At 72.3% G+C, this 26,983-nt stretch carries 17 protein-coding genes; 11 read left to right on the forward strand and 6 right to left on the reverse strand.

Translation table 11 applies throughout. The features are described from left to right. Positions 1-10: 10 nt before the first annotated feature. The gene (locus AB4Z14_RS02780; RefSeq protein WP_442273830.1) at positions 11-1,501 is read right to left on the reverse strand and encodes a nitrate/nitrite transporter; all 1,491 of its coding nucleotides are present in this window, start codon (positions 1,499-1,501) and stop codon (positions 11-13) included. Positions 1,502-1,751: 250 nt separating this feature from the next. Here AB4Z14_RS02780 and AB4Z14_RS02785 point away from each other — a divergent pair, with 250 nt between their 5' ends. Further along, entirely contained in the window at positions 1,752-2,582 is an 831-nt protein-coding gene (locus AB4Z14_RS02785; RefSeq protein ID WP_442273831.1) for an alpha/beta fold hydrolase, read from the forward strand. 122 nt (positions 2,583-2,704) lie between these two features. Here AB4Z14_RS02785 and AB4Z14_RS02790 read toward each other — a convergent pair whose 3' ends face one another. Both AB4Z14_RS02790 and AB4Z14_RS02795 read right to left on the reverse strand, forming a co-directional pair. After that, complete coding sequence (locus tag AB4Z14_RS02790; protein WP_056778093.1) at positions 2,705-3,409, reverse strand: LuxR C-terminal-related transcriptional regulator; 705 nt, start codon at positions 3,407-3,409, stop codon at positions 2,705-2,707. Then, entirely contained in the window at positions 3,406-4,950 is a 1,545-nt protein-coding gene (locus AB4Z14_RS02795; RefSeq protein ID WP_442273832.1) for an ATP-binding protein, read from the reverse strand. Before AB4Z14_RS02795 ends, AB4Z14_RS02790 begins: the two co-directional genes overlap by 4 nt. A gap of 34 nt (positions 4,951-4,984) precedes the next feature. Between AB4Z14_RS02795 and AB4Z14_RS02800 the strand changes: the two genes are divergently transcribed. From AB4Z14_RS02800 to AB4Z14_RS02810, 3 genes are all read left to right on the forward strand, one after another. After that, positions 4,985-6,331, forward strand: a complete 1,347-nt coding sequence (locus AB4Z14_RS02800; protein WP_442273833.1) for a PspC domain-containing protein — start codon at positions 4,985-4,987, stop codon at positions 6,329-6,331. After that, on the forward strand, positions 6,328-6,954 hold the full coding sequence (locus tag AB4Z14_RS02805) for a hypothetical protein (RefSeq protein ID WP_442273834.1): 627 nt from the start codon (positions 6,328-6,330) through the stop codon (positions 6,952-6,954). The genes AB4Z14_RS02800 and AB4Z14_RS02805 overlap by 4 nt, the downstream gene beginning before the upstream one ends. A 136-nt stretch (positions 6,955-7,090) precedes the next feature. Further along, positions 7,091-9,049 (forward strand): M13 family metallopeptidase, encoded by a 1,959-nt coding sequence (locus AB4Z14_RS02810; protein WP_442274016.1) that lies wholly within the window; start codon positions 7,091-7,093, stop codon positions 9,047-9,049. Positions 9,050-9,121: 72 nt separating this feature from the next. On the opposite strand, the gene AB4Z14_RS02815 is transcribed toward AB4Z14_RS02810, so the two are convergent. Then, complete coding sequence (locus AB4Z14_RS02815; RefSeq protein ID WP_442273835.1) at positions 9,122-9,577, reverse strand: GNAT family N-acetyltransferase; 456 nt, start codon at positions 9,575-9,577, stop codon at positions 9,122-9,124. Beyond that, positions 9,577-10,041, reverse strand: a complete 465-nt coding sequence (locus AB4Z14_RS02820) for an SRPBCC family protein (RefSeq protein ID WP_442273836.1) — start codon at positions 10,039-10,041, stop codon at positions 9,577-9,579. The genes AB4Z14_RS02815 and AB4Z14_RS02820 overlap by 1 nt, the downstream gene beginning before the upstream one ends. A 223-nt stretch (positions 10,042-10,264) precedes the next feature. On the opposite strand from AB4Z14_RS02820, the gene AB4Z14_RS02825 reads away from it, so the two are divergent. Continuing rightward, positions 10,265-20,800 (forward strand): calcium-binding protein, encoded by a 10,536-nt coding sequence (locus tag AB4Z14_RS02825; protein ID WP_442273837.1) that lies wholly within the window; start codon positions 10,265-10,267, stop codon positions 20,798-20,800. A gap of 100 nt (positions 20,801-20,900) precedes the next feature. On the opposite strand, the gene msrA is transcribed toward AB4Z14_RS02825, so the two are convergent. Beyond that, the gene (gene msrA / locus AB4Z14_RS02830) at positions 20,901-21,575 is read right to left on the reverse strand and encodes a peptide-methionine (S)-S-oxide reductase MsrA (RefSeq protein WP_442273838.1); all 675 of its coding nucleotides are present in this window, start codon (positions 21,573-21,575) and stop codon (positions 20,901-20,903) included. Positions 21,576-21,737: 162 nt separating this feature from the next. Between msrA and AB4Z14_RS02835 the strand changes: the two genes are divergently transcribed. The 6 genes from AB4Z14_RS02835 (at position 21,738) to AB4Z14_RS02860 (ending at position 26,962) form a co-directional block, all read left to right on the forward strand. Next, complete coding sequence (locus tag AB4Z14_RS02835) at positions 21,738-22,754, forward strand: GNAT family N-acetyltransferase (protein ID WP_442273839.1); 1,017 nt, start codon at positions 21,738-21,740, stop codon at positions 22,752-22,754. Further along, positions 22,751-23,749, forward strand: a complete 999-nt coding sequence (locus AB4Z14_RS02840) for a GNAT family N-acetyltransferase (RefSeq protein ID WP_442273840.1) — start codon at positions 22,751-22,753, stop codon at positions 23,747-23,749. The genes AB4Z14_RS02835 and AB4Z14_RS02840 overlap by 4 nt, the downstream gene beginning before the upstream one ends. Before the next feature lie 164 nt (positions 23,750-23,913). Next, positions 23,914-24,327, forward strand: a complete 414-nt coding sequence (locus AB4Z14_RS02845) for a hypothetical protein (RefSeq protein ID WP_442273841.1) — start codon at positions 23,914-23,916, stop codon at positions 24,325-24,327. A gap of 45 nt (positions 24,328-24,372) precedes the next feature. Next, on the forward strand, positions 24,373-24,846 hold the full coding sequence (locus AB4Z14_RS02850) for a hypothetical protein (protein WP_442273842.1): 474 nt from the start codon (positions 24,373-24,375) through the stop codon (positions 24,844-24,846). Positions 24,847-24,890: 44 nt separating this feature from the next. Continuing rightward, positions 24,891-26,345, forward strand: a complete 1,455-nt coding sequence (locus tag AB4Z14_RS02855; RefSeq protein WP_442273843.1) for a sensor histidine kinase — start codon at positions 24,891-24,893, stop codon at positions 26,343-26,345. Next, on the forward strand, positions 26,342-26,962 hold the full coding sequence (locus AB4Z14_RS02860) for a response regulator (protein WP_442273844.1): 621 nt from the start codon (positions 26,342-26,344) through the stop codon (positions 26,960-26,962). The genes AB4Z14_RS02855 and AB4Z14_RS02860 overlap by 4 nt, the downstream gene beginning before the upstream one ends. The last annotated feature ends 21 nt before the right edge of the window (positions 26,963-26,983 follow it).

Genomic DNA, 26,983 nt, shown 5'->3' on the forward strand with positions numbered 1-26,983 from the left:
GAGGTGGCGGTCATCGGCGGTAGCGCACCTTCGTCAGGGTGGCGGCGCCGACGTAGAAGAGCGTGAAGACGACGAACGCGGCCGTGGCCGAGTGGCCGGCGCCCTGGTAGGACGCGCGCAGCCCGAGGTTGATGAGGACGCCGCCGAGGGCACCGATGGCGCCGGCGATGCCGATGAGGGCGCCGGCCATCGAGCGCGACCAGGCCGTGCGCTCGACCGCGGGACCGGGGATCGAGGCGGACTTCGCCTCGAAGAGGGCCGGGATCATCTTGTAGACGGAGCCGTTGCCGATGCCCGAGAGGACGAAGAGGAGGACGAAGCCGCCCATGAGGCCGGTGAGCTGGAGCCCGGTCGCCGCGCCCGAGGTCACGTCGTCGGAGCGAGCGGCGAGGGTGACGAGGACGCCCGCGACGGTGAGGCCGACGAACGTCCACAGGGTCACGGCGGCCCCGCCCCGGCGGTCCGCGAGCTTGCCACCCCAGACCCGGCTGACCGAGCCGAGGAGCGGTCCGATGAAGGCGATCTGGGCGGCGTGCAGGCTCGCGGCCGCGGTCTGGGCCGGGGTCGGGGCGGCGCCGCCGGTCATGCCGGCGAGGAACGTCTGGTTGAGCACCTGGCCGAACGCGAAGCCGAAGCCGATGAACGAGCCGAAGGTGCCGATGTAGAGCAGCGAGATGACCCAGGCGTCGGCGTGCCGCAGCACCTCGAGCATCGCCTTCGGGTTGGCCGTCTGGTGGTCGAGGTTGTCCATGCGGACCGCGGCGCCGATGCTGGCCACGGCGAGCAGCACGAGGTAGACGGCGCAGACGACCTCGGGTCGGCGGTTGCCGAGCGTCGCGATGACGAGGAGCCCGACGAGCTGGATGACCGGCACGCCGATGTTGCCGCCACCGGCGTTGAGCCCGAGGGCCCAGCCCTTCATCCGCTGCGGGTAGAAGGCGTTGATGTTCGTCATCGACGAGGCGAAGTTGCCGCCGCCGAGGCCCGCGAGACCGGCCACGAGCAGGAAGGTCGACAGCGAGTGGCCGGGGTTGACCATGAGCCACCACGTCAGGGTGGTCGGCACGAGGAGGGCGATGCCGCTGACGATGGCCCAGTTGCGACCGCCGAAGAAGGCCGTCGCCATCGTGTAGGGCACCCGGAGCACGGCGCCGACGAGTGTCGGGACGGCGACGAGGAAGAACTTGTCGGCCGGCGTGAAGCCGTAGACCGCCTGCGGCATGAAGAGGACCATGACCGACCAGATCGACCAGATCGAGAAGCCGATGTGCTCGGTGGCCACCGACCAGATCAGGTTGCGGCGCGCCACGTCCTTGTTGCCGCCCTCCCACGCCGCCGTGTCCTCGGGGTCCCAGTCGCGGATGACCCGCGTCCTGGGGGCGGTGAGCTCACGGAAGCGACCGCGACGGTCGAGCGCAGGAGCGAGAGTGGGTGACGTGGTGCTGGTCTCGGCGGCACTGCCGGTGGTGCTGTCGGTGCTGCTTCCGGTGGTGGTGCTCACGGGGTTCCTCCTGGGCTGCTCGAGCCGAGCGGGACGCTGACGGGGTGAGGCGGTTCTGGGCCGCTGCGAGAGCGTGACGCTCACGCTAGGAAGCCGGTGTTGCCGGTCGCCGGGTCCGCTGTGACACCGTGGTTACAGCTGTCTCACGGACTCCGGGAGGGTCGGTGAGGTTACGCACGGAGCTCTCCCGCGGGGCCCTCACGGACGACCGGGAGCAGCGTGAGGTGGACCGCCGCGTAGGCTCGCGCTCATGACCACGGCTGCTGACCAGGCCTCCCTCAACACCCTGTCCGTGGGCACGGCCGGGCCGCGCATCGCCTTCCTGCACGGGCTCTTCGGCCAGGGCCGCAACTGGAACCAGATCGCCAAGGCGGTGAGCGGCCCGGAGGGCACGGACGCCCGCTGCCTGCTCGTCGACCTCCCGGACCACGGGCGGTCCCCGTGGTCGCAGCAGTTCTCGCTCGACGCGTATGCCGACGCTGTGGCAGCGACGCTCCGCGCGGTCGGCGAGGGGGAGCAGTGGGCCGTCGTCGGCCACTCGCTGGGCGGCAAGGTCGCCATGGTGCTCGCGCTGCGCCACCCCGAGCTGGTCGAGCGACTCGTCGTCGTCGACATCGCGCCCAAGGGCTACGGCTCGCTCGAGCGCTTCGAGGGCTACATCCGCGAGATGCAGGCCCTGCCGCTCGGCGAGCTGACGAGCCGCGGTGACGCAGAGGCCCGCTTCTGCGAGCCCGACCCCGGCGTCAAGGCCTTCCTCCTGCAGAACCTGCGCCGCGACGGCCAGACGTGGCGCTGGCAGGTCAACCTCGACCTCGTCGCGAGCGACGCCGCGCTGGGGGTCGACTCACGCATCGCCGACTGGCCCCATGACGCCGACGAGCTCGCGCCCTACGAGGGCCCGGTGCTGTGGGTCGCCGGCGGCGACTCCCGGTACGTCAAGCGCGAGGACGGCGAGCGCATGCGACGCCACTTCCCGCGCACGCGGCTCTTCACGATCAAGGGCGCCGGTCACTGGGTGCACACCGACGCGCCGGACATCATCGTCACCGCCCTGCGCCGCTTCGTCGCCGACCCCGCCTGACCGGCATACGCCCGCTCCCGCCCACGTCGCGAACGCCGCGTTCGGTGACGAACTCTCTGTTCTAACAACGCTTTCGCGACCGAACGCTGCGTTCGGTCCAGGGCGCAGGAGGATGCGGCGGGTCAGAGGAGGCGGCGGCCCATGGCCCAGGCGGTCAGCTCGTGGCGTGAGCTGAGCTGGAGCTTGCGCAGCACCGAGCTGACGTGGGTCTCGACGGTCTTGACGGAGATGAAGAGCTCCTTCGCGACCTCCTTGTACTGGTAGCCGCGCGCGATGAGGCGCATCACCTCGCGCTCGCGCGCCGAGAGGCGGTCGAGCTCCTCGTCGATCTCGGCGACCTCACCAGCCGTCGCGCCGAACGCGTCGAGGACGAAGCCGGCGAGGCGCGGGCTGAAGACGGCGTCGCCGTCGGCCACCCGACCGATGGCGGTGAGCAGCTCCTCGGCGCTGATCGTCTTCGTGACGTAGCCCCGGGCACCGGCGCGGATGACCGCGATGACGTCCTCGGCGGCGTCTGAGACGGAGAGCGCGAGGAAGCGGACCGGCACGTCGGCGCCTGACTGGACCCCGGCGCACGCTCGGATGACGTCGGCGCCACCGTGCCCGTCGCCGCCGGGCAGGTGCACGTCGAGGAGCACGACGTCGGGTCGCTGCTCCTTGATGACCTGCACGGCCGACTCGACCGCACCGGCCTCGCCGGCGATCTCGAGCGTGAAGGCCCCGGCCCGCGGCGTGGCGGCGAGGGAGGTCAGCTCGGCGCGCACGCCGGTGCGGAACATGTGGTGGTCGTCGACGATGACGATGCGGATGGTCCGCGGGTCGGTCATGAAGCCTGCTCCTGGGGGTCGGGGTCCGGCGTGCTGCGAGGGTGGCTGCCGGCTGTGCTGCTGGGGTCGGTGACTGGTGCGGGGGAATCAGCCGGCCCGCCGGCGGAGGACGCCTCGGGCTCGTTCGGCTGCCGGACCGGCAGGCGCAGGACGACCTCGGTGCCGTCGGCGCGGCGCCGGATGCGGGCCGTGCCACCGTGGCGCTCCATGCGGCCGATGATCGACTCGCGCACACCGGCTCGGTCGTCGGGCACGGTGTCGAGGTCGAAGCCCGCGCCGTGGTCGCGGACGAACGCCTCGACGGCGTCGGGCCCGACCTCGACGTAGGCGCTGACGGGCGGGCTCGCGTGGCGCACGGCGTTCCACGTGGCCTCGCGCACGGCCTTGACGAGGGCGTCGAGGTGCTCGTCCATCGGCCGGTCGCCGGTGACGACGAGCTGGACGGGCACGCCGTGGAGGTCCTCGACCTCGCCCATGGCCGCGGTGAGCGCGGCACCGAGCGTGCCGGCCCGGGCGTCCTCGTCGTAGAGGTAGCTGCGCAGCTGCCGCTCCTGGGCGCGGGCGAGACGCGCGACGGTCGCGGCGTCGCCGGACTGGCGCTGGATGAGGGCCAGGGTCTGGAGCACCGAGTCGTGCAGGTGGGCGGCGATGTCGGCGCGTTCGGTGGCCCGGATGCGCGCGGCCTGCTCGAGGCGCAGGTTGCTCCAGAGACGCAGGATCCACGGTGCCGACAGGACGGCGACCCCGACGAGGGCGGCGAGGACGGCACCCGCCACCTGCCACAGCTCGGTGAGGTTGGTACCGCGCACGAGCAGGCCGACGAGGCCGAGGATGGTCAGGCCGAGGCCGACGACGAGCCAGATCCAGCGGACCGGGCGGCGGGCGCCGAGGGTGTCGGTGTCGTCGAGCTGCGACCAGAAGAAGATCGCGCCGATGACGATGGCGACGACCGGGAGGATGAGCTCCGCGTGGACGTCGAGACCGGCACCCCCGAGCCAGAGCGCCCCCGCGACGGCCAGGGCGGCCACGCCGAGGAGCGTGATGATGACGGCCTGGTTGCCGCTCCGCAGCCACGTGCGCAGGCCGGCGAGGTCGACGTGGTGCTGTCGGACGCCGGGGGAGCCGGACATGGTGCCGGCGCTCGCGGGGCCGGTGGCGATCGGGCCGCCCGGCGACAGGGTCGGGGCGGAGGAGACGGCGGGGTCGACGTCGCCGACCTCGCGCATCGTGGCCCAGAGGAAGACGTAGACGACGAGCCCCGCGCCGAAGGGGATGCTCGTCAGGACGAGAGCCACGCGGACGGCGACGACCGGCAGGCCGAGGTGCTCGGCGAGCCCCATCGCGACTCCCGCGATGACCTTGCCCTGCCGCTGGCGCACGAGCGGGGGCCGTGGCGTCGCCCGCCAGGCCGGGCGCACGGGGCCCGTTCCGTTCTCGTATGCCGTCTGCACCGTTCCATCCTGACTCACCCGGCGGGCGAGGGCGACCATCCCGGCCTCCTTTGGGGGTCGCGTCAGGGTGCGCTCAGGGTCGACCCTCATGGTTGGCAGGCGTCCGGCGCGTCACTGTGGTGGCATGACGAAAAGCAATGACGCCCCTCCGCAGGGGCACGGCCTCGACGGTTTCTACACCGCTCTGCGACGCCCGGGGATCGTGCGTCAGGGAGACGGTCGCTGGTTCGCCGGCGTCGCGACGGGTCTGGCCCGTTGGCTCGGCGTCGACCCGCTCGTCGTCCGGGCGGGCTTCATCCTCTTCTCGATCTTCTTCGGGATGGGCGTCGCCCTCTATCTCGTGCTCTGGCTCCTGATGCCCGACGAGCGCGGCGAGATCCACGTCGAGCGCGCCCTCAAGCACGGCGAGGGCAGCTCGATCTTCCTCCTCGTCGTCACGGCCATCTCCGTCCTCGGGGGTGGGCCCTGGTGGGGCGGCGACTCGAGGGGCTTCCGCTTCTTCGGCTTCGTGCTCCTCGTCGTCGGTGCCTGGTGGTTCGCGACCCGGACCGCCACCGGCCGCGAGCTGATGCAGCAGGCGCCGTGGCGCAACCGCGGCACCGGCGGACCAGGTGCGGCCGGCGCCACGACCGTCGATCCACTGACCGGTGAGGCCGCCGGCCAGCCCGGCACGGGCACCGGCACCCCGGCACCCGCGGCCGCGACGGCATACGGCTCGACGGGCAATGCGGCAGCCAACGCCGGTGCGACCCTCGCGACGCCGCGGCCACCCGCACCGACGCCCGTCCGTGAGCGGACCCGCGCGATCGGCTTCGCCGGTGGGCTGCTCGTCCTCGGGCTCGCCATCGTCGTCGGTGTCGTGATGTCGTCCGTCGCCCAGGCCGCCGGCTGGCCGGGCAACCACGCGGCCGTCGGGATCGCTTCCGGGCTGGGCGTGCTCGGCCTGGGCATCTTCGTGGCCGGCATCGCCGGCCGCCGGGCCGGAGGGCTCGCGTTCTTCGCCGTGACGGGCATGATCGCGGCCGCAGCCACGACGGCTGCGCCGATGGGTCTGTCGCAGCCCTGGCAGGCCGGCGACCGCAGCTACACGGTGACCTCGATGACGCCGGCTCCCGCCTTCGAGCTGGGCCTCGGCCAGATGAAGGTCGACCTGCGCGACGCGAACTGGAAGGGCACCACCGGAACGGACACCGTGACGACGACGATGGGCGTCGGCGAGCTCGACCTCGTCGTCCCCGAGGGCGTCAACGTGGTCGTCAACACGAGGGCACGCGCCGGCGAGATCATCGCCACGGGAACCGGCGTGGCCGGCGAGGGCATGCGACGCGTCGGGCCGGACCAGCTCCAGCACGAGGGCACGGGATGGACGCAGACGGTGACCTTCGGGGACACCACCAAGACCCCCGAGATCGTCGTCGACGCCGAGCTCGGCGTCGGCCAGATCAAGATCACGACGGCGAGCGCGTCATGAGCGCCCGGCCCCAGGACCCGACGAACGACCCGACGAACGACCCGACGAACGACCCGACGACGAACCCAGCGGAGAGCAGTGACATGAGCAGCAACGACACCCCGGACCCGACGGCGGAGTTCCGCGACCCGACGGCCGACCCGGTGCCGGCCCCGACGCCCGCCTCGATGCCCGCCTCGATGCCCGACCCGATGCCCGACCCGGCCGAGACGACGACGATCCCGGCCACGTCGACCCAGGCACTGCCGTCGGCGACGCCCTTCCGCGTCGAGCCCGCGACGCCGGTCCCCGACGACGCCGTCGCAGAGGGGGCCCGCCTCCCGCACCTGCCGCCGCCGACGACCTCGGCGCCCGACCCCTCGTGGCCGGCACCGACGGTTCCCGCGTCCGCGCCGCAGCCGGCCCCGCGCCCGGCTCTCGTCACGGTCCGCAAGGGCCCGCGTCCCGGGTCGATCATGCTCGGCCTGCTGACGATGCTCGTCGCGGCCTACATCCTCGTCGCCAACCTCACGAACGCCGACCTCAGCTTCCGGATGGTGGGCCCGTCGATGATCGGTGCCTTCGGCGGGATGCTCCTGCTCGTCGGCCTCGCAGGCGTCGTCGCCGGCCGGCTGCGGCGCTGAGCCCGGCCGCCGACGCCAGCACACGGCATACCTCCTCCCGGGGTGGTCGGCGCACGTGGCGTCGGCGGTCGTGACTAGGCTCGGCAGCACGCTCGCCGGTCAGGTCCGGCACTCGCAGTGGGGAGAGAACGTGCTCATGAAGTCCGGCATCACGCTCGAGGGATTCGACCGGTCCGCCCGGCCCCAGGACGACCTGTTCCGGTTCGTCAACGGCACCTGGCTCGACACGACGGAGATTCCGGGCGACCGGGCCCGCTTCGGCACCTTCGACATCCTGCGCGAGGAGTCCACCGCGCGGGTGCGTGACCTCATCGAGGAGGCGGCCGCCGCCGAGGCGGGCGCCCCCGGGTCTCCGAAGCGCCAGGTCGGCGACCTCTACGCCAGCTTCACCGACACCGACCGCATCGAGGAGCTCGGGCTCGCGCCCCTGCAGGTCGTGCTGTCGGAGGTCGCGGCGGTCGACGACGTCGACTCCCTCGGAGCGGCCCTCGGCCGCGTCGCCCGTGACGGTGTCGCCGGCGCCCTGCAGCACTTCGTGTCGCCCGACGAGCGCTCGCCCGAGGACTACGTCGTCTATCTCGAGCAGGCCGGTCTCGGTCTGCCGGACGAGTCCTACTACCGCGAGGACAAGTACGCCGACATCCGCACGGCCTACGTCGCGCACATCGAGAGGCTGCTCGGTCTCGCCGGCATCCCAGACGCCGGAGCCAAGGCCACGAGCATCATGGCGCTCGAGACCCTCCTCGCGGCCTCGCACTGGGACACCGTGAGCAACCGCGATGCGATCAAGACCTACAACGCGCACTCGCTGGACGAGGCCAAGGCACTCGCGCCCCAGTTCCCTTGGGACGCATGGCTGTCCGGCCTCGGTGCGCCTGCGGGCTCGTTCGACAAGGTCGTCGTGCGCCAGCCGAGCTTCGTCACCGGCCTCGGGGCCGCGCTCGAGTCCACCGATGTCGCCGACTGGCGCTCGTGGCTGACGTGGCACGTCCTGTCGGAGTTCGCGTCGGTGCTCCCGCAGTCGTTCGTCGACGAGGACTTCGACTTCTACGGCCGCACGCTCTCGGGCCAGCCGGAGAACAAGGAGCGGTGGAAGCGCGGCGTCTCCGTCGTCGAGTCGTGTGTCGGCGAGGCCGTCGGCCAGCTGTATGCCGAGCGCTGGTTCCCCCCGGCGGCCAAGGAGCGCATGCAGCAGCTCGTCGCCAACCTCGTCGAGGCCTTCCGCCGCTCCTTTTCCTCGCTCGAGTGGATGGGTCCCGACACCCGTGCGCAGGCCGTCGACAAGCTCGACGCGTTCACGCCCAAGATCGGCTACCCCGACGTGTGGCGCGACTACGCCGCCATCGAGATCGACCCGACCGACCTCGTGGGCAACGTGCGCCGCAGCTCGGCCTTCGAGGTCGACCGCAACCTCGCCAAGATCGGCGGTCCGATCGACCGCACCGAGTGGTTCATGCTGCCGCAGCACGTCAACGCCTACTACATGCCGTCGATGAACGAGATCGTCTTCCCGGCCGCGATCCTCCAGCCGCCCTTCTTCGACCTCGAGGCCGACGACGCCGTCAACTACGGCGGCATCGGCGCCGTCATCGGCCACGAGCTGGGCCACGGCTTCGACGACCAGGGCTCCCGCTATGACGGCACCGGAGCCCTGCGCGACTGGTGGACCGAGGCCGACCGGGAGCGGTTCGACGCGCTGTCGCACCGGCTCATCGAGCAGTTCAGCGGCTACACCCCGGCCGGGCTGTCCGACGACCACAAGGTCAACGGCGGTCTCACCGTCGGCGAGAACATCGGCGACCTCGGCGGCCTCCAGATCGGCTACTCCGCCTACCGCATCGCGACCGAGGACACCGGCATGCCGGAGCTCGACGGGTTCACCGGCCCCCAGCGCTTCTTCATCGGCTGGGCACAGGTCTGGAAGGGCAAGGCCCGCGAGGCCGAGGCCATCCGGCTGCTCGCCATCGACCCGCACTCCCCGCAGGACGTCCGCGGCAATGCCGTGCGCAACCTCAGCGAGTTCCACGAGGCCTTCGCGGTCAAGCCCGGCGATGCCCTGTGGCTCGACGAGGCCGAGCGGGTCCGCATCTTCTGAGCGAGCGCCCTCGGCGGCCGTCCGAGTGGCGCCGTCGCGTGACGACCGACCCCGTGGGCAGCGCCCGCGGGGTCAGTCGTCGAGGGCGAGCTTGAAGCCGACGTGCGATGCGACGAAGCCGAGCCGTTCGTAGAAGCGGCGGGCGTCGGTGCGGCTCGCGTCGCTCGTCAGCTGCACGAGGGTGCACCCGAGGCGGCGTGACTCCTCGACGGCCCACGTGAGGAGCTCGGTCCCGAGACCCGTGCCGCGCTCGTCGCGGGAGACGCGCACGCCCTCGATGACCGAGCGCGTGGCTCCGCGCCGGGAGAGTCCGGGGATGACGGTGAGCTGGAGCGTGCCCACGACCGAGCCGTCACGCTCGGCGACGACGAGGTGCTGGCCGACGTCGGCCACCACCCGGTCGTAGGCCGCGTCGTACGTCTGCGGGTCGCCGAGGTCCTCACGGGCGGCGCCGAGCGGGTCGTCGGCGAGCATGGCCACGATCGCCGGCACGTCGTCGCGGGTCGCCGGCCGGATCTCCAGACCCATCAGGCGCTCTCGGCGGTGCGCTTGAGCTGCGCGAGGCCCTTCTCGAAGTCGGGTCCGATGAGCTTCTCCATCGACCACACCTTGCTCATGAGGCGCATGACGAGGTTCTGCGGGCCGGTCATGGCCCATTCGACCCGGGTGCCTTCGCCGGCGGGCGCCAGCGTGAAGTCGACGCGGTTGTGCGCCTTCATCGGGGCGGCGAAGAGCAGGTCCACGGCGAGGTGCTGCGGCTCCGACTCGAGGATCTCCATGCGGCCCTCGCCGGCCTTGCTGTTGCCGCGCCAGGCGTAGACGGCGCCGACACCGGACGTCGGGCCGGCATACGTGCGCTCCATCGCCGGGTCGAGACCCTCCCAGGGCGACCAGGCCTGCCACTCGTGGAAGTCGTTGACGAGAGCGTGGATCCGCTCCGGGGGAGCGGCGATCGTCGTCTCGCGGCTGATGTGGAAGCTCTTGTCGGCCATGGCGGCATCCTGCCATCGCGAGCCACCGGGCGGGCGCACCCCGGGTCGGGCGACCCCTTTGTTCCATGTGTCACATGCGCCCCGATATCACCGATTCGGAATGAGTTCCGGGGGTTTTCCGGACATGTGACGTGTTCCTCAATACCTTGGGCCGAGGGATGGCGTGGCGGACACGGCTCGCGCAGGGAACGGGCACACGACACGCCCCCACATGGGGAGAATCATGGTGCGCAAGTCGATTCGTCGTGCCCTCGGAGCCGGTCTCACCTCGCTCCTCGTCGTCGTGGGAGCGCTGGCCGGCCAGTCGCCTGCGTATGCCGCCGACCCCGATCCCGGGGTCGACCGCGTCGTCGCGCTCCTGGGCGGCAGCGGAGGCACGCGGAACCTCGCCGCCTGGACCTCCGGGCTCGCCGGCATCGGCGCGCTCGGGAAGCCGATTCCCTTCGTGTCGGCGAGCCCCGGCGGCCTCGCCGGCGCCGACGACCTGATCGCCAAGGGCGTGTCCCCGACGCTCGCCGGCACGACGACGTGGGCCGACCTCGCGACGTCGGGCGAGTCGGTCGCCCTGCCGGGAGGTCGCACCGGGACGCTCGACGTCTCCGTCGACGACCTCGCCGACGGCAAGCGCGTGCACGTCAACCTCGTCGTGACCCGCACCGCGAACCAGCAGGCGCTCACCGTCAGCTCCACGAGCCCCAAGGTCGAGCTGTCCTCACCCAAGGGGGTCACGGCCACCGTCGAGGCCACCCTCTCCCTCTGGGTCGTCTGGACCGGACCGACGACCAACCGCGTCTACCTCGCCAGCGACGCGGCTCACGCGCCGCGGCTCGACGTCGACGTGACGGCGCAGCTGTCCGGCGCAGCCAAGGCCGCCGTCGGCATCCTCGGCGTCACGCTGAAGAGCACCGACTTCACCGTGAAGGCGCACGCATACGCCCGCGTCAACGACCCGAACAACGACGGGGTCCTCGCCTACGACGCAGCCGGTGTCGGCGACGGTGAGCTCGCCGCGGACGGTTCCCTGGCCGGCCTCGTGTCGGCTGACCTCGACCCCACCGGCTCGGCCTCCGACCCCGGGACCCCGGGCTCGGTCACGGGCACCCTGTCGATCGCCGCGGACACGAGCGGCATCGCGGGCGTCAGCTTCCCGAGCAACGTCGCCGCCGACGTCACGCTGACGTGGGCGAACATCTCGACCGGCACGCCGACCGTCTCGGCGCCGACCCTCGCCACCCTCGTCGGCAAGTTCCAGAACATGAGCCTGCGCGACCTCGCCGACGGCCTCGCCCAGGTCGCGGTCGCCCTGACCGGGATCCAGCAGGCGAAGTTCGACCCCGACGGCGCCGGACCGCTCCCGACGACCGGCAACCTCGATCTGCCCTTCCTGCGCGGCACCGTGTCCGACGCCGTCAAGGCCAACCAGGTCCTCGTCGACTTCCTCAAGGCCAACGTCGTCCAGCAGCCGGACCCCGACCAGCCGTCGCCGTCCGGCTTCGACGCGACAACGGTCGGCAACCCGACCTTCGACTCCCTGCAGGACCTCATCGCCAAGCTCAAGGCGGCGGGCATCGGCCTCGACGACCTCGCGTGGGACCCGACGACGAGCAAGCTCGTCTTCCGCATGCGCATGGTCAAGACCGCGCCGAGCACCGGGGTCGCCATGGACGCCGGCAGTGCCCGCACCTCCCGGCCCTCGGCGACGTATGCCGCCACGGGCCTCACGCTCGACGACGGCTCCCAGCCGTGGCAGGCGAACCAGTGGACCGGCATGCGCGTCATGGCCGGCACGTCCGCCGGTGAGATCGCCTCGAACACGAAGAACGCGCTGACGCTCTCGGGACCCTGGATCGGTGGGCAGCCATCTGCCGGAACGCCGTTCGTCATCGTCGGTCCCGAGGCCCAGCTCGGCGCCGTGACCTTCGGCGACCGGCTGACCGACCAGCCCGTCGCCGGTGGACCGCGCCGCGGCATCCTGCGGGCGAACTCCGCCCAGACCTTCGCCACCGTCAAGCCGTCGTTCGCGGCGGACCTGACGCTCGTGCTCGACCTGCAGGACGCCCGCACCGGTGCGGCGTGCATCGGTTTCGAGGGCAACACCGAGGCCTGCCCGTTCCTCCAGACGACCGGGGCGTTCAAGACCAACGTCACCTCGCTCCCGCTGGGCGCCGACCGCGTGCTCATCCGCACCGGCAGCCCGCTGCTCACGGCCGACTTCCCGATCGACACCGCGGTCGACTTCACCGCCAACGCCGGCTTCTTCCAGGTGCGCCTCAAGGGGCACCTCGCGGTGTGCAACAGCGCCGCGCCCGCCGACTGCTCGGCCCCCGGCACGGGGCACATGCTCTCGATCGGCCTCAAGCAGGCCGGGGACGCCCAGCACGACATCCGCCTGCGCCAGCTCTTCGACCAGCTCGTCACGGCGAGCCCGACCGGGCCCAGCAAGGCCGGCGACCTGCTCGACGTCGACGTCAACGTCCGTGCCACCGCAGACCTCAAGGCTTCGATCCCCGACGCGGACGGCTTCCTGCCTGCCGGCACCGACATCGGCGTCTCCGCCTCGTGGAACGACCTGACCCGGCTCACCGGGACCGACGGTCCCCAGCTTGACCTCAGCCGGCTGAGCCGGATCTTCGCGCTCGACATCAAGCCGGGCTCACAGGCCGAGCTCTTCGCGATCGTGCTCAAGACCTTCCAGACCCTCGCCGCCCAGCTCGCCGACGCCCAGCCCGGCGGCGCGTCGGGCGTCTACAGCCGCGAGATCCCCGGCACCGGCACCTCCCTGCGCGACCTCATGCAGCGCGACTCGTCGGGTGTCGGCAGCGACGTCAACTACGGCACGAACACCCTCCAGCACGTGGGCCGCACGTTCGACGCGTCCTTCGTCGGACGCACCGTCGTCGTCGGCACCCAGGTGGCGGTCGCCGCGTCGGTCTCGGGTGACACGGTCACCCTGACCGACAACTGGACGACCAAGCCGGCCGACGACACGGCATACACCTTCCGCTCGCCCCTCGACGACGCCATCGACATCATGTCGGTGCACCCGCCGCAGAACATGCAGGACCTCGTCGCGTTCCTCGACGAGCGACTCGGCACCGGCGCGCTGCACTTCCGCTACCTCGACGACGGCGGGACGCCGAGCGTCGTGCTCGACCTCGACTGGAAGCGCGACTACCAGACGAACGCGCCGCTGCGCCTCGACCTCGGCGGCGACCAGTCGCTCGTCTCGGCGGCCGCCAGCGGCCAGGGCTCCGTGCACGTCAAGGGCGGCGTGGACGTCGGCCTCGTCGTGCCGCTCGCGCCCGGTACGGGGCCGGGCGACGCCACCTCGCTCAAGGTCCTCGCCGACTCGAAGGTCAGCGTCGCGGCCGCGGCCAGCTTCAACGGCCGCGTCGCGGGCACCATCGGACCGCTGACCGTCTCGGCCGGCGACCCCGGCGGCGATGCGGCCAAGCAGGTGTCCCTCAAGGCCGACGTCAGCCTCGACCTGGCCGACGCGAGCGCGACCGCCGACACCCCGGTGAGCTTCTCGACCTTCCTCTCGGGCCTCGACGTCAGCTTCAACGCCTCGAACACCCCCGTCGACTGCGGCGAGGGCCTCGCGACCCCGCTCATGGTCTGCGGCACCGTCCCGCTCTACGCGACCGTGCCGGGCAGCCCGCCGGCCTCCCTGGGCTCCATCGCGCTACGGCTCCCGGACTCGACGAACCCCGCCGACCTGGCCACCCTGACGGGCAACCTCCCGGCCCCCGACGCCGCCAAGCAGCGCTTCGAGGTGCCCGACCTGTCCGCGGCGTTCGCGAGCGCCTTCGCCGACTTCACCCAGATCGGGCCCGGCCTCGACGGCTACCTCGAGAAGATCGAGCAGGCCATGCGCCTGGCCACCTTCGACGGCAAGCTGCCGTTCGTCGGCAAGGACCTCCAGCAGGGCGCCGACTCCATCGGCCGGCTCCGGACGGAGATCAAGTCCAAGCTCGGCAGCGTGCCGGCCAGCCCGGCCGAGGCCCGCACCTACGTCAACGACAAGCTCGCCGAGGCGATCACCGCAGCCGGTCTGGAGAAGACGACGCTCGAGGTCAACTACGAGTGCAAGCTCAAGCTCGAGCCGACCGGCGCACCGACCCTTGCTGCCACGCCGTCCACGACGGGCTCCACCTCGTGGCGCTACGAGATCGTCGCCAGCCAGGGCAGCGGCTCCGGCACCGGCGGCGACACCGTCCCCTCGGGCGCGAGCGCCGCGGCGACGACGTCGTGGACGACCCTCGGCGGCGGCAACTCGATCACGGTGTCGTGGTCGGCGGCCCCTGGTGCCACGAAGTACAAGGTGCTGCGCAGCAAGGACGGCGGCGCCTACGAGCTCGTCAAGGTCGTCGACGCGGCGTCCGGCAGCGCGCAGACCTTCACCGACGACGGCACCGCCACGGCCACGGCATACGCGCCCGTGAGCACCAAGCCCGACCGCACCGACTGCCCGACGACGAGCATCAACGGGATCAGCCTCGCCTTCACCATCAAGGCGGGCACGGTCACCCCCGAGCAGGGCTGCGTCGCAGGCTCCGGCTGTCTCGGTGACGGCAAGAAGCTGCCGCTCGACATCGGCATCCCGGGCCTCGCCCTCAAGGCGGGCGACACCGACGCCATCACCTACGGCGTCGGCCTCCAGCTGCACCTCAAGGCCGGTGTCAACACGACCAAGGGCTTCGTCATCTACACGCACGACGCCTGGCAGGACGGGGCGGCTGCGCCCGAGTTCGGCCTCGGCGCGCGCTTCGACATGCCTGCGTCGATGAATGCCCAGCTCGCGTTCCTCGACATCGACGTCACGAAGAACGGCACCGCGCCGCTCTTCGCCGGCGCCTTCCTCGTCGACCTCACCTCGCGCGACACGACCGAGTCCGACGGCTCGGTCCTGACGGTCGCCGACATCGGCGACGGGGACGCGTCGTCGCTCTTCGGCATCTCGCTGACGGCGAAGGTCAAGGCCGACTGGATCGTCAAGGCGTCGGTCGACTCGGTGCTTCCCGGCGTCCAGGCGAACTTCGTCATGGGCTGGGAGTTCACGAACCAGGACCTCAAGCACCTCGGCGCACCATCCATCGAGTTCAAGGACGTCGCCATCGACGCCGGTGGCTTCCTGTCCAACCTGCTCGGGCCGGTGCTCAAGAAGGTCAAGTCCGTGACGGGCCCGCTCCAGCCGGTGCTCGACACGCTCTACGCCCCGATCCCCGTCCTGTCCGACCTCAGCCGGATGGCAGGTGGCGGCGACGTCAGCCTCATGACGCTGGCCAAGACGTTCAACACCCTGGCCGGCGGCCCGAAGCTCGACTTCGTCGACAAGATCGCCGCACTCACCACGCTCATCAACAACCTGCCCGACTGCGGCGGTGGGGGGCCGTCGTGCCTCATCCCGATCGGCAGCTTCACCGTGAGCGGTGACAAGGCCCTCGACACCGACGTGTCCCCGACGAGCAGCCTCGCGCCGGGCACCGCGGGCTCGCTCATCAAGACCGCCAGCGCGGCCAGCCCGGACAGCGTGAAGTCCGCCCTCAACACCAAGGGCGGCAAGGGCAACGTCTTCGGTGCCGGCGCCGCCGCCGGCAGCGCCAGCAGGTCCGGCTTCACCTTCCCGATCCTCGACAACCCGTCGTCGGTCTTCAGCCTGCTCATGGGCAGCGACGTCTCGCTCGTCGAGTTCGACAGCGGCCCGCTGACCCTCGGCTTCACCTGGCGCCAGTCGTTCGGACCGGTCTACGCCCCGCCGCCTGTCATGGTGACACTGTCGGGGTCCGCGTCGGTGACCTTGCGCTTCATGGCCGGCCTCGACACCGCCGGCATCAGGTATGCCGTCGAGGCCGCCCAGCAGGGAGCCGCGGTCAACCCCGTCAAGCTCCTCGACGGCCTCTACTTCAAGACGACGGACTCCGAGGGGCGGCCGGTGCCGGTCGTCCAGCTCGACGGCGAGATCGCCGCCGGCGCCGCGGTCACGGCCGTCATCATCACCGTCGGCATCGAGGGTGGGCTGCACCTGACCATCGGCTTCCACTGGAACGACCCGAACAACGACGGGAAGTTCCGGGTCAGCGAGTTCCTCCACGCCGCGGTCAACAACCCGCTCTGCCTCTTCACGACCACGGGCCGGCTCAGCCTCTTCCTGCGCCTCTACGTGACCCTCGGGTTCTCGCCGTTCAGCGTGTCCTTCTCGATCAACCTCGCGGACATCACGCTGCTCGACTTCACGGCACAACCCAACTGCACCCCACCACCACCCAGACTCGGCGGCACCTCGGACGGCACGCTCGCCGTCTTCGCCGGACGCTTCGGCACCGACAGCCAGCGCGGTGAGCCCTGGGGCAACACGAGCGAGACCGAGGCGGACGTCGTCAAGGTGACGGCCCTGCACTTCGCCCAGACGGCCGCCGACCCGGACGGCACCGACGCGGGCTTCGACGGCTTCGCGATCCAGATGCTCGGTGAGCGCCGTGAGTACCTCGACCCGACGCTGAAGCGCGTCGTCGTCGACGGCCGCGGCTCGTCGACGCCCCTCGTCGTCAGCTTCGTGGGCGACGGCAAGAAGGACTCCGACCCGTCGTCGGCGGGCGGCGCGGGAGACCTGAGGTCCTTCGACAAGGACGCCATCGTCTTCGGCACCCCCGGCAACGACCAGATCCAGACCGGCACGGGCAGCTCCTGGGTCGACGGCGGCGACGGGGACGACCGCATCGTCACCGCCCACGCCGTGGGCCAGGTCGCCCGCGTCGCCGGCGGGGTCGGCGCCGACGCCATCACGACCGGACAGGGCGACGACTTCGTCACCGGCGACGGCAGCCTGCCCTCGCCCCCGAAGTCCTTCTCGGCGACGCTCAACGGCGTCGACGATGCCAACTGGCCGGGCAAGACGCCCATCACTCTCGGCGACCTCGTCGACCCGGCCCAGCTGAGCGTGGACCCGACGACCCGCGCCCAGGCCACGGGCGGCGCCGACACCATCAGCGTGGGCCTGGGCCGCAACCGCGTCGACGCCGGTCCCGGCGACGACAAGGTGGGCGTCGCGGCCGACCGGCCGGACGGCTCCGGATCCACCATCCGCTCGAAGGGCAACGTCCTCGTCGGCGGGCTCGGCAGCGACTCGGTCACCGGCGGGACCGGACCCGACACGATCTACACGGCGTCGGAGCAGAACTTTGGCGTCGACGCAGCCGGCCCCGCCGACACACTCACGACGCCGAGCGGCCAGCCGACGGTGCCGAACATCGTCGAGACCGGCTCCGGCGACGACGTCGTCTACGGCAGCCGCGAGCAGGACGTCGTCACGAGCCACTCGGCGCCGTCCGAGCACGCGCGCATCCTCGGCGGCGGGGGCGAGGACGCCCTCGTCGGCGGCTACGGCTCCGACGCGATCTACGGCGGACCGGGTGACGACTACGTCGTCGCCGAGCCCAGCCGCGTCGGTGGACTCGGGGCCACCGAGACGATCGAGGGGGTCACCTTCGGGCACACCCGCCTCGTCGAGCACCAGGCCCTGCCCGCCGGCACGGCGCCGTCTCCCAAGACGCTCGTGGGGGGCCGGGGCAGCGACCACGTCATCGGCGGCGACGGGGCGTCCACGATCTTCGGCGACACCCTGCGTGACGCCGCGACCGTGGCAGCCGCCGCCGACGAGACCTGTCGCGCAGGCTCGCCCGTCGCGTCCGACCCGGTGCCGGAAGGCACGTCGGGTGGCGGCGACCCGAGCACCGACGACGGTCCCGACCTCATCACCGGTGGCGCCGGCGTCGACACCATCTCCGCCGGGGGTGCGGCCGACCGGGTCGACGCCCGCGGTGGCGACGACCTCGTCTGCGGCCAGCAGGGTGACGACGTCCTCTTCGGCGGCGACGGCGCCGACCGCGCCTGGGGCGGCACCGGCCAGGACCGCGGCTACGGCGGACAGGGCCTCGACCTGCTCTTCGGCAACGCCGGCGCCGACGTCCTCTACGGCCAGGAGGCCGCGGACGTCATCGAGGGCAACGACGGCGCCGACTGGGCCAGCGGCGGCGACGGCGACGACCTCGTCTACGGCGGCACGCGGGCCGCGGGCCGCACCGACACGGACCCGGCCGACGCCGGCGACGTGCTCTCGGGCGACACCGGCCGCGACATCCTCATCGGTGACAACGGCACCGTGGACGACCCGTCGACGTCTGCAGACGCGCCTGCCGTCCCGTTCGACCTCGCCGGGACCTCTCCCGACGCCGGTCGCGGCGACAAGCTCTTCGGCGGCGCCGGCGACGACACGGCGTACGGCGGGCTCGGCGACGACCGCGTCAACGGCGGCGACGACGCGGACCACCTCGAAGGCAACAACGGCTCCGACCTCGTCCACGGTGACCGAGGCGAGGACGAGGTCGTCGGTGGCTCGTTCCAGCAGGCGACCGCCGGGGTCGGGCGACCGGACTCCGGTGACGTGCTCTTCGGCGACGCCGGCCCCGACATCGTCGCCGGTGACAACGCCGTCGTGACCTCCGGGGTCAGCGCGGCCGACTCGACGCCGATCACGCGCATGCGCGGCTTCGCGACCACGCACCGGATCACGCTGCTCGACCTCGGCGCCGGCCCGGTCCTCGCCAACTCGGGGGCCGACCAGGTCTTCGGCGGTGACGACGCGGACGTCGTGCTCGGTCAGCGTGGCACCGACCGACTCAAGGGCGACGCGGGCGACGACTACGTCGAGGGTGGGCCCGACATCGACTGGGTCGAGGGCGACCTCGGCGACGACGACCTCGTCGGCGGCAGCTCGACGCCTGAGGGTGGCTCCGGCGACACGACGTCCGGCCAGCCGGACACCGACGACGCCGTCTTCGGTGGTCCCGGCGACGACGTCGTCCTCGGCGACAACGGTCAGGTGCTGCGCCCGGTCGCGGGCCAGGCACCCACCTCGGTGACGGTCCGCCTCGGGAGCACCCCGGGCGCGGCGATGACGTCCCGTGTCATCGAGCCGTACGACCGCTCCGTGGGTTCGGGCTTCCTCACGACCCCGTCCGCGACGCTCTACGGTTTCGACCGCCTCTCCGGCGGCGACGGCGTCGACGTGCTCGAGGGACAGGACGGGAACGACGTCATCACCGGTGACGCCGGCGCCGACCACGTGCAGGGCAACGGGGGAGCCGACGCGCTCTTCGGTGACCTGCCGTTCGGCACGGCGTCGGCGCACGGCACCGCGGCGACGGCACTGAGCGCCGCCTGGCCCGGGTCGGCCAGCGCCGTGGGGCTGCTCCGGGGCACGAGCACCGATGCGGGTCAGGACGACATCGTCGGTGGCACCCCGACTCCCGGCTTCCGCGACGGCGCCGACGTCATCGAGGGCAACGGCGGCGACGACGTCGTCCTCGGCGACAACGGCTCGCTCCTGCGCACGCTCGTCGGCGCAGCGGGCACTCGCTCCGAGAAGGCGTATGCCGACCGCTACCCGGACGGTCCGCTCCCTGCCGACGCGACCGCGTCGCGCACGCACGACCCGGCCCTGCCGGGTCCGAGCACCCGCTTCTGCGCCACGGCGCAGGTGACGTGCGAGGTGGCCGGTGCCTTCGGCGCCGACGTCATCTGGGGTGACGACGGCAACGACGGCATCTGGGGCCAGGACGGTGACGACACCGTGTCCGGTGGGGCCGGCGACGACGACCTCTACGGCGAGCTCGGCAACGACCGTCTGACCGGCGACAGCGGTCGGGACGCCATCGTCGGCGACCGTGGCGGCATCGTGAACCAGTACCTCAGCGCCGGCGACAGCCCGGCGGCGTTCACGAGCTCGCTCAACAGCCCGCCCAAGGAGAGCTTCACCGGCTTCGCGCGGACGGCGTACGACCGGCGCGTCGACCTGCTCCACGACGTCGACGGCGACCAGTGGATCGGCTCGTCGACCGACGCGTCGATGCCGCACAACGGCATGGACGACGGCGGGCGCGACCTCATCCGGGGCGGCACCGACGACGACACCATCCACGCCGGCTACGGCGACGACGTCGCCAACGGCGACAGTGGCGGTGACGACGTCTTCGGTGACGACGGCGAGGACGTGCTGTGGGGCGGCCAGGGCTGCGACGCAGGGCTCGACGGCAACACGCCTGACTGCCGCACGAACGGCGCCTTCGACCCGACGTCGCGCGGCACCGGTGACCGGTTCGTCGACCACCTCTTCGGTGGCGCAGGCGAGTCCGACCCGACGAAGCAGGACGTCCTCGGCTCGGACCTGCTCGACCTCAGGCCGCGCGGCAGCTACACGCCGGGCACCGGGTGCACGCTCGGCGACTGGCCGCTGACGTCGGGCACGAAGAAGGCCGTCACGACGGTCGACCCGTGCCTGTGGTTCGAGATGACCGGGACCGACGACGCCGACCCCGCGAACAACAACCACCACCAGGGGACCGACTGGATCTACGGCGGCTGGGACCGCGACGTCATGCAGGGCGACGTGACGGCCAACGGCCCGAACGCCGGTGACCGGCTCATCGACTGGAACGGCGCCTACAACCTGTTCTCGCACTGCAGCTCGGCCTACGGCGGCTTCAACGACGTGCGTCAGCACTCGCCGGCGATGCAGGACTTCCTGCAGCAGCTGGCGTGGGCCACGAGCGCCGGACGGTCCGCCACCGACGTGACGACGGCGGGGACCTCGGCCTTCCGCGAGCTCGCCCTCGTCCACCCGGGCGAGACGGAGCACGGGGCGGGGGCGGCCTACCCGGGCACGCCTGGCCACTTCGACGAGGCGGCCTGCCAGAACTGAGGCCCGCCGGTATCAGCCGGGCATGACTGCGGCGCCGTGGGATCCGAGATCCCACGGCGCCGCGGTCGTGCGTCGGGCAACGTGCGCCCTGCGTCCGGCGTCAGGCCGGCGGAGCGATGTCCTGCTGGGCCGGGAGCTGGTCCTGGCGCACGATCCCGACCGGGCACGTCATGCCGTTGGGGCCGTGGTTGCAGTAGCCGCCGGGGTTCTTGTGGAGGTAGCCCTGGTGGTAGTCCTCGGCGAGGTAGAACGGCCCGGCGTCGTCCGCGGAGCGGACCTCCGTCGTGATCTGTCCGTAGCCGTTGTCATCGAGCACCTTCTGGAACGCCTCGCGCGTCGCCTCAGCGGCGAGCCGCTGGCCCTCGGTCGTCCAGTAGATCGCCGAGCGGTAGGCGGTGCCGATGTCGTTGCCCTGGCGGTTGGACGTCGTCGGGTCGTGGTTCTCCCAGAAGGCCTTGAGCAGCAGCTCGGGCGAGGTCTTCTCGGGGTCGTAGACGACGCGGACGGTCTCGGCGTGGCCGGTGCGCCCGGTGCACGTCTCCTCGTAGGTCGGGTTGGGCGTGTAGCCACCCATGTAGCCCGCCGCCGTCGAGACGACGCCGTCCTGCTTCCAGAAGATCCGCTCGACCCCCCAGAAGCAGCCCATCGCGACGTAGAGCACCTCGGAGCCGTCGGGCCACGGGCCCTCGAGCGGGGTGCCCAGCACGACATGGGTGGGGTTCACGGCATACGGGCGGTCCGCGCGGCCCGGGAGGGCCTCGTCGCGGCTGGGCATCTGGGACTTCCTACCGAATCCGAACACCATGCCAGTGTCACATCCTTCGTGCTGGGAGCGTCTTACGTCCCTGTAACGTCCGCGACCCCCCGCGTATGCCGGATGGCGCGGTCCCGGACAAATCGCTCGCCGCGCGCGGGGCCGGCCCGACAGACTGCCCACATGAGCGACGACCTCGAGATCCGGCCGATCGACCTGCTCGACCGTGCCCAGGAGGCCGCGGCCACCGACTGGATCGGCGTCCACGCAGCCGTCCAGCGCGAGCTGTTCGGTCCCGCGGGCAGCGCCTGGACCCTGGACGAGATCCGGGGCTTCCACCGCTCGCCGTCGGGCACGCGGGTCGCTCGCGCGGCGTGGGTGGGGGACCGTCTCGTCGGTGCGTTCGAGGCCCGGATGCCGACGAGCGACAACCTCGACCTGGCCCTGTTCTGGCTGTCGGTCCTGCCGGACCACCGGCGGCGGGGCATCGGTGAGGCCCTCCTGCGCGAGGGAGAGGCGATCGCCCGCGAGCACGGCCGCGGCACGTTGATGGGCGAGACCGAGTGGGCCGAGGGCGGTGTCGACCTCGCGGAGATGTTCGCCGCTCGGTACGGCTACGCCGTGGGGCAGACGATGCTCCGCAGCGCCATGCCGCTTCCCGCCGACCGCGACGCGCTCTCGGCGCTGGTGGCCGTCACCGACGACTACGCCGTCGAGACCTTCGTCGACACGATGCCCGAGGCGTGGCTCGACGACCGCGCGGTCCTCCAGCAGCGGATGAGCACCGACGCCCCCACGGACGACCTCGCCCTCGAGGAGGAGGCCTGGGACGCCGACCGCCTGCGGGAGACGCACGCCCGCACGCGGGCCTCCGGGCGGCGGATCGTCGAGTCAGCCGCGCGCCACACGCCCTCGGGCCGTCTCGTCGCCTTCACGACGATCGGGGTGTCCGCAGGAAGCCCCGACCTCGGCTACCAGCAGGACACCCTCGTGCTCAAGGAGCACCGCGGGCACGGGCTCGGTCTCCGGCTCAAGGCGGCCAACGCGTTGCGGCTCATGGACGAGCTGCCCGACGTGACGGCGGTCCGCACGTGGAACGCCGACTCCAACGAGCACATGCTCGCGGTCAACCGGCAGCTCGGCTACGCCGTCGACGGGTACAGCCGGGAGTGGCAGAAGATCACCGGGTGCGGCGAATGACCTTGCAGACCAAGGAGATCGACCTCGCCGTCGACGACCCGACGAGCGAGGCCTGGCTCGAGGTGCACCACGCAGCCAACCGCCACGTGTGGGGCGACGCCGCCGAGCGCACGACGGTCGCCGAGATCGTCGACGTCGCGGAGCGCCGGCACGAGGTGCGGCGGTCCTTCGTCGTCACCGAGGAGGGCGCGGACGGCCCAGTCGCCGCGGCGCAGACGATCCGTCGGACGCGCGACAACGTCGGCACCGCGGGGCTGTGGCTCTCGGTGCACCCCGACCACCAGCGGCGCGGGATCGGCTCGTCACTCCTCGTCCACTGCGAGCAGGTGCTCCGCGACGACGGGTGTGACCGCATCCACGAGCACAGCGGCGCGCCCGTCGAGAACGGAGACGCCGCAACGGGATTCGCCCACGTGAACGGCTACCGGCAGACGCTCCTCGACCTCCGGCAGGACCTGGCCCTGCCGGTGGACGAGGCAGCGCTGACCGCGCTCGACCCCCGACCCGACCCGGCGGCATACGTCATCGAGACGTCGGTCGACGGGCTTCCCGAGGCGTGGCTCGAGGACCGGGCGCTGCTCGCACGACGGATGAGCACCGACGCCCCGTCCGGCGACATCGACCTCGACGAGGAGGACTGGGACGCCGAGCGCGTGCGGCTGCTGTGGAACACGCCGAGTCCCATCTGGGGCATCGAGTCCGTCGCGCGGCACGTGCCGACCGGACGCCTCGTGGCCTTCACCGACATCGTCGTGCGGCCCGGGCAGCCCGACCTCGCCGTCCAGTCGGACACGCTCGTCCTCCGGGAGCACCGAGGCCGGGCGCTCGGCCTCGCCGTCAAGACCGCGAACCTCCGCGCCCTCCGGCGGGAGCGCCCCGACGTCACGACGGTGCGCACGTGGAACGCCGACACGAACACCCACATGGTCGCCATCAACGAGCGGATGGGCTTCGTCGTCACGGGCTGGACGCGGGAGTGGGCCAAGGACCTCTGAGCCCGGGCTCGGTGAACCCACGGCGGCTGCACGGCGTCGTCGTGAGCAGGTACTAGGACCAAAGCCCGATGGTGCCTGCCCGCCCCGAGGACGCACGGTGGACCCACAGCACCCGCTGACCCGCCGCGGACCACCCGGGACGGGCCCCCACCAGGAGGTCACGCATGAGGACTCGCCGAACTCTCACCGCCACGTCCGCCATCGCCCTCGTCGCAGCAGCCCTCGCGTCAGGCGCCGTCACCCTCGCGCCGGCCGCCTCGGCCAAGGGACTCGAGGTGCGCACGTCGGGCACCTGCTCGGCCGGCGCGACGTGGACGCTCAAGGCCAAGCAGGACGACCGCCGGATCCGGGTCGAGCTCGAGGTCGACAGCAACCGCGTCGGCCAGCGCTGGAGCGTCGCGCTCAGCGACAACACCATCCCGGTCCGGTCCGGGTCCGCCGTCACGACGGCGCCGAGCGGCTCGTTCACGGTGCGCAGCCTCGTCACGAACCGCGCCGGTTCGGACACGATCCGCGCCTACGCCCGCTACGCGGCGACGGGCCAGGAGTGCCGAGCCACCGTCGTCTACCCCGGCTGACCGCAGCCCGCCGCCCTCGCGCCCACCCACGAAAGGTCCACCCCCATGAGACGCCTCACCCTCGCCGCGGCTGCTGTCGCCGCCCTCGTCCCGGCCACCCTCGGCCTCGTCGGCAACAGCTCCTTCGCCCAGAGCGTCCCCGCCCGCGTCCCCGCGTCGGCGCAGCTCCTGCCGGAGTCCGGCGACGACGACCCGACCCCGACGGGTATGCCGTCCGCCACCCCGAGCGCCACCCGGACCACCGAGGTCGGTGACGACCACGGCGGCGACCGTCCCCGCGACTCCCGCACCGAGGCCGGCGACGACCACCGTGCGGGCGGCTCGTCGGGCTCTGCCTCGTCGGGTTCCGGCTCCTCGGGCTCCGGCTCGTCCGGGTCCTCCGGTTCCGGGTCGTCGCACTCGGGGGGCGACGACTCGGGGTCGGGGCGTTCCGGCTCCGATGACTCCGGCCCGCACGCGTCCGGCTCGCACTCGTCCGGAGGCCACGGCTCGGACGACTCGGGTGGTGACGACCACTGACCAGTCAGCGCACCGACCGCGCAGGCGCCGGGGACACGATCCCGGTGCCTGTGCCGGCGCCGCACCCGGGGGACCCCCAGCCCCCGGACGCGCCGCGAGCCGTCGGCGGGCGTGACCACCGGGACCTCCCCCCTTGGTGGACGCTCGCCGACGGCGTCGCCCCGGCGCGGGTGCGCCCCCTGCCGAGCCGGCGCCGGATGCTCGTGCAGCTCGGGCTCGCGGCCCTCGTCGTCTTCGTCGTCGTCGTGGTCGGGGCCTCGTTCGCGGCGAGCCGGCTCGCCGAGCGCGAAGCCGTCAACGACGCGGCGCACACGACGAACCTGCTGGCCCTGGCCGTCGTCCAGCCGGTGCTGCAGGACGCCCTCCTCACCGGTGACCCGGCCGCGTACGCCGCTCTCGACCAGGTCGTCCGCGCACGTGTGCTGCCCAACGGGATCGTCAGGGTCAAGCTGTGGGCACCGGACGGACGCATCGTCTACGCCGACGAGACGCGGCTCGTGGGTCAGCACTTCGCGCTGGGCGACGAGCAGCGCGAGACTCTCGTCGCGCCGCAGACCCGGGCCGAGGTGTCCGACCTCGACCGGTCCGAGAACGAGTTCGAGCGCTACGGCGGCAAGCTCCTCGAGGTGTACCGCCCGGTGTGGACCCCGTCCGGCTCCGAGCTGCTCTTCGAGGTCTACGGCGACTACGGTCCCGTCAGCACGCGCGCCTTCGACCTGTGGCGCGGTCTGGCCGGAGTGCTCGCGAGCAGCCTCCTGCTGCTCCTCGTCCTCATGGCGCCGATCATCTGGCGCCTGCTCGACCGGCTCGGCACCGCGCAGGAGCAGCGCGAGTCCCTGCTGCGGCGCGCGGTCGACGCCTCGGCCCGGGAACGCCGCCGCATCGCGGCCGACCTCCACGACGGTCCGGTCCAGGACCTCGTCGCGAGCTCCTTCGCCGTCAGCGGCGCTGCGGAGTCCGCACGGGCACAGGGCCGCTCGGCACTCTCCTCGACGATCGGCGACGCGGCCTCCACGGTGCGGGCGAGCATCGCCAGCCTGCGTTCCCTGCTCGTCGACATCTACCCCGAGCGGCTCGCGGACGCCGGCCTCGCGACGGCCGTCACCGACCTCGCTCGTCCGCTCGCCGGACGCGGCATCGCGGTGTCCGTCGACGTCGACGGGGAGCAGGCCGCGCGGCTCGGCGAGCTGGCCCAGCAGGTGGCGCACCGCGTCACCCGCGAGTGCCTGCGCAACGTCGTGCGCCACGCCGGGGCCACGCACGTCTGGATCCGGCTCTCCGCCGACGGCTCCGACCCGGCGCGCCCGGTCGTGCTCCGGGTCCGGGACGACGGGATCGGCTTCGATCCCACACTGTTGCCCCGTCTCGAGGGACACTTCGGCGTACGCGTCCTCGCCGACCTGGCGACCGACGTCGGGGCGGTCCTGCGGGTCCGGTCCGCGCCGGGACGCGGCACGCAGTGGCTGCTCGCACTCCCGGTGCAGAAGGAGGACGGATGACGACCGTCGTCGTCGTGGACGACCACCGGCTGGTCCGTGCCGGCCTGCGCACCATCATCGACGCCAGCGACGACCTCCGCGTCGTCGGGGAGGCCGCCGACGGGGCGGAGGCCGTCGTGGTCGTCGGCGACCTCGGTCCCGACGTCGTCCTCATGGACCTCTCGATGCCCGGCGTCGACGGCGTCGAGGCGATCCGCCGCCTCCGCGCCGCCGGCACCACGTCTCCCGTCGTCGTCCTCACCTCGTTCGCGGAGGCCGACCGGGTTCGCGCCGCGGTCGAGGCCGGGGCCATCGGCTACCTGCTGAAGGACAGCGAGCCCCGGGACGTCCTCGACGCGGTCCGCGCCGCGGCCGCCGGACACGCGCCCCTCGACCCGCGCGTGGCTCGCGCGCTGCTCCCGTCGCCCGACCGGCGCTCGGCCGGGCCGGCCCTGAGCGAGCGCGAGCGCGAGGTGCTGACACACGTCGCACGAGGCCTCGCCAACAAGCAGATCGCCCGCACCCTCGGCATCAGCGAACGCACCGTCAAGGTGCACCTCGGCAACGTCTTCCGTCGGCTCGGCGTCGGTGACCGGACGTCGGCGGCGCTCTGGGCCCGCGACCACGGCGTCGGCTGAGCCCCTCGCGAGGAGTGGCTC

The sequence above is a fragment of the Terrabacter sp. 2TAF16 genome, from assembly GCF_052115065.1.
Taxonomy (GTDB): Bacteria; Actinomycetota; Actinomycetes; order Actinomycetales; family Dermatophilaceae; genus Terrabacter.